Source organism: Eggerthella sp., from assembly GCF_048329335.1.
In the GTDB taxonomy this organism is placed as follows: domain Bacteria; phylum Actinomycetota; class Coriobacteriia; order Coriobacteriales; family Eggerthellaceae; genus Eggerthella; species Eggerthella lenta.
The window spans coordinates 1-3,306 of record NZ_DBFEGU010000162.1 but is presented as its reverse complement, the minus strand read 5'-3'; the positions used below and the strand labels follow the sequence as shown (position 1 = coordinate 3,306).

The 3,306-nt window shown below is 62.2% G+C and carries 4 protein-coding genes and 5 tRNA genes; 5 read left to right on the top strand and 4 right to left on the bottom strand.

Annotation, left to right across the window (positions count from 1 at the left end; all coding sequences use genetic code 11):
• The first annotated feature begins 29 nt into the window (after positions 1 to 29).
• From secG to ACMO6A_RS05325, 4 genes are all read left to right on the top strand, one after another.
• On the top strand, positions 30 to 284 hold the full coding sequence (gene secG, locus ACMO6A_RS05340; RefSeq protein ID WP_009307174.1) for a preprotein translocase subunit SecG: 255 nt from the start codon (positions 30 to 32) through the stop codon (positions 282 to 284).
• Between the two features lie 68 nt (positions 285 to 352).
• Positions 353 to 440: transfer RNA gene (locus ACMO6A_RS05335), tRNA-Leu, on the top strand.
• Positions 441 to 529: 89 nt separating this feature from the next.
• Positions 530 to 1,435, top strand: coding sequence for a cation diffusion facilitator family transporter (locus tag ACMO6A_RS05330; protein ID WP_009307173.1), 906 nt, complete (start codon positions 530 to 532; stop codon positions 1,433 to 1,435).
• 6 nt (positions 1,436 to 1,441) lie between these two features.
• Positions 1,442 to 2,134: an HAD family hydrolase gene (locus ACMO6A_RS05325; protein WP_009608608.1), complete on the top strand. Its 693-nt coding sequence runs from the start codon at positions 1,442 to 1,444 to the stop codon at positions 2,132 to 2,134.
• 64 nt (positions 2,135 to 2,198) lie between these two features.
• Here the strand turns inward: ACMO6A_RS05325 and ACMO6A_RS05320 are convergent.
• From ACMO6A_RS05320 to ACMO6A_RS05310, 3 genes are all read right to left on the bottom strand, one after another.
• A tRNA-Gly gene (locus tag ACMO6A_RS05320) sits at positions 2,199 to 2,274 on the bottom strand.
• Positions 2,275 to 2,325: 51 nt separating this feature from the next.
• Positions 2,326 to 2,399 (bottom strand) — tRNA-Cys (locus tag ACMO6A_RS05315).
• Positions 2,400 to 2,466: 67 nt separating this feature from the next.
• Positions 2,467 to 2,542 (bottom strand) — tRNA-Gly (locus ACMO6A_RS05310).
• A gap of 162 nt (positions 2,543 to 2,704) precedes the next feature.
• On the opposite strand from ACMO6A_RS05310, the gene ACMO6A_RS05305 reads away from it, so the two are divergent.
• Positions 2,705 to 2,779 (top strand) — tRNA-Val (locus ACMO6A_RS05305).
• A gap of 365 nt (positions 2,780 to 3,144) precedes the next feature.
• Here ACMO6A_RS05305 and ACMO6A_RS05300 read toward each other — a convergent pair.
• Complete coding sequence (locus ACMO6A_RS05300) at positions 3,145 to 3,291, bottom strand: zinc ribbon-containing protein (RefSeq protein ID WP_009307168.1); 147 nt, start codon at positions 3,289 to 3,291, stop codon at positions 3,145 to 3,147.
• Positions 3,292 to 3,306 lie beyond the last annotated feature (15 nt).

Sequence of the window (3,306 nt, the reverse complement as noted above, 5' to 3'; positions counted from 1 at the left end):
ACCTTTGATCGAAAGAAGAGAGACGAACCTTGAATCCGCTCCTCATCATCACGCTCATCCTGCTCGTCGTTTCGGGCATCGGCCTCATCGTGTTCATCCTGCTGCACTCCGGCAAGGGCACGGGCATCTCCGACATGATCGCCAGCTCGGTGTACTCCACCCAAACCGGTACGAGCATCGTCGAGAAGAACCTCGACCGCATCACCATCGCGTTCGCGATCATCTTCATGCTTTCGCTTATCGTCCTTATGATCATCTACCCCCACGGGACGATTGCAAAATAGCGAAAATTGCCCCTTCACAACGCAGAAGGGTTCGGGTAGAATAACCTGCGTTGCGTTTCGAGCAACACGTCGGAGTGGTGGAACGGCAGACACGCTAGCTTGAGGTGCTAGTGCCCGTTTAAGGGTGTGCGGGTTCAAATCCCGCCTCCGACACCAGAGAGAATGGAGAGAGCCTTCGGGCTCTCTTTTCTTATACCTCTGCATTGCATATGCGGACGGAGCCGCTTTCGGCGAAAGGAGCGGGCGTGGCGAAGGCGCTTGCAACGAAGAACCCGGTATCGGAGCGTATGCGCTCCATCCGGCGCGTGCTGTGGGTCATCCTCGTGTTGAACCTGGCGGTGGCCGCTGCGAAGTACGTCTACGGCCTGATGAGCGGATCGGCGTCCATGCAAGCCGACGGTATCCACTCGGTGTTCGACTCGGCCGGCAACGTGGTGGGCCTCGTCGGCATCGCGTTGGCGGCGCGTCCGGCCGACGACAGCCATCCTTACGGCCATGCGAAGTTCGAGACGTACGCAAGCCTCGTGATCGGCGTGCTGCTGCTTCTGGCGGCCTTCGAGGTGGGTTCGAGCGCGGTGGGCAAGCTCGTGTCCGGCGTGTACACGGCCGAAGTAACTCCCGTGTCGTTCATCGTCATGGTGGGCACCCTCGCCGTCAACATCGGGGTGACCACCTACGAGCGCCGGTGCGCGAAGCGGCTCAAAAGCGAGGTGCTTGCGGCGGATGCGAACCATACGCTGTCCGACGCGCTCGTGTCCATCGGGGTCATCGTCGGTCTGGCGGCCGTGGCGCTGGGCTTTCCCATGGCCGACCCCATCATGGCGCTCGTGGTGACCGTCGCCATCCTGGCCACGGCCTACGATGTATTCAAGCACGCGCTAGCCACCCTGTCCGATCATGCGCGCATTCCCGACAAGGACGTGCGCGCCGTGGCGATGGGCGTGCCGGGCGTGCAGGATGCCCATCACATCCGCACGCGCGGCACCGAGGGAGAGGTGTACGCCGACCTGCACGTGCTCGTGGCGCCCGGGATGACCGTGGGGGAGGCCCACGAGCTGTCCGAGCGGGTGGAGCGCGCCATCATGCAGCGGTTCCCGAACGTGATCGAGGTGCTCGTCCACATCGAGCCGAACGACGGCCATGAGGACTGAGGGCGCATGACCGAGGCGGTGTTCTTCGACGTGGGCTCGACGCTCATCCGGCCGTGCCCGTCGGTGGCCGAGACGTTCGCGCGCGTTGCGGCCGAGCGCGGCCACGACTTGACCGTGCGCGACGTCGAGCCGCACATGCCGGCCATGGACGCGTACTACGAGGCGGAGTATCTGCGCGACGGCGACTTCTGGTGCTCGCACGAGGGGTCGACAGCCATTTGGCTGGACCAGTACCGCTACGTGTGCCATCTCGCGGGCATCGGCCACGATGCGGAAGGCGTGGCGCAGACGGTGCACGAGGCCTATCGGCGCGCGGAATGCTGGGAGACGTACGCCGACGTCACAGCGTGCCTGAGAGCGCTCAAGGAGCGTGGATACGCGCTGGGAGTGGTATCGAACTGGGATGCGGGCTTGGAAGGGCTCCTGCGCGACCTCAGGCTGCTGCCGTACTTCGACACGGTAGTATCTTCGGCGGTGGTGGGCTACCGCAAGCCGAACCCGGTCATCTTCAACCTGGCTTGCGAGCAGATGGGCGTGCGCGCCGAATCGAGCGTGCATGTGGGCGATCGCCCCGATGCCGACGGGGACGGGGCGGCCGCTGCCGGCATCCGCGCGGTGATCGTCGACAGGCACGATGCCGAGAAAGATTGCGGCTACGAGCGCGTGACGGCGCTCACCGACCTCTTAGAGCTGCTCTAACCTTCGTCGTTCGGAGCGAGGCACGAAAAAAGCCCGTCGGCGAACCGACGGGCTTGTACGATCATGGAGCGGACGACGGGGTTCGAACCCGCGACCCCGACCTTGGCAAGGTCGTGCTCTACCAGCTGAGCCACGTCCGCATGGGTAACGCTTTTCAATTCTCAAACCGTCCGCCCCGCAAGGGGAGCGAATGGAGGCGACGCCCGGATTCGAACCGGGGGTGAAGGCTTTGCAGGCCTCTGCCTTACCACTTGGCCACGTCGCCATCTCGTCGACACCGTCATGAAAAGGCCGGTCAAAACTTTTGATAATGACCGGCCTGTTAGCGACGATGGAGCGGACGACGGGGTTCGAACCCGCGACCCCGACCTTGGCAAGGTCGTGCTCTACCAGCTGAGCCACGTCCGCATCGGCGAGGAAATATAATACTGGAAGTGTCCGTAGCGCGCAACCCCCGATTTCAGAAAAGTTCGCAAAAATATTTTCGAAATTTGTCTTTGATGGTCGTCGAACTTCTGGTAGACTATCTGCTTGCTGACGCGGAAAACTTCCAAAGCAGCAAGCATTCATGGGCGATTAGCTCAGGGGGAGAGCACTACCTTGACACGGTAGGGGTCACAAGTTCAAATCTTGTATCGCCCACCATGAATTCGAAAGAGCCTTCGACCTGCGAAGGCTCTTTTTTGTTGCCCCGGCTCCGAGGCTTCTCTCGTCAAAGTGACCCGGAAAAGTGCGAACGCGCGAACGATTTGGGAAATGACGGCGAAAGCGGGGTCTGCTGGCGCAAGTGGGGCGGTTTGGTAATCTTGGAGCCGCTCTATTCTCTCGTTTGATGCGGGGAGGGGGCGATGCGCGTGCGTTTGTGCAGGTCGGATGTTCTCGGCATGTCGGAGGCGGCGGCACCGGTTACCAAACCCCTTGATTCCTGCCGTACGCAGAGGTTTTCGTCGTCATCGCGGCCCCTGCGGGGCCGGCAGCGTGCCGGACTTGCTGCCGGCCCTGGCGTTCGGTCAGTCTTCCAGTTTGGTGAACTCGTGGTGTCCGCAGTTGGGACATGCGGGAAGGGCTTCGGCATCGCTCGTGATGCGAACGACGTAGCCGCAGTTGTCGCAGCGGTAGCGTCCCGCGCCCGGCTTGTCGCCTGTCTTGTACTTCATGGACGTCTCCTTATC

Bases quoted from the DNA above. Each gene is read 5' to 3' on its own strand.
- ACMO6A_RS05325 (WP_009608608.1), top strand. From the start codon at position 1,442: ATGACCGAGGCGGTGTTCTTCGACGTGGGCTCGACGCTCATCCGGCCG.
- ACMO6A_RS05300 (WP_009307168.1), bottom strand. From the start codon at position 3,291: ATGAAGTACAAGACAGGCGACAAGCCGGGCGCGGGACGCTACCGCTGC.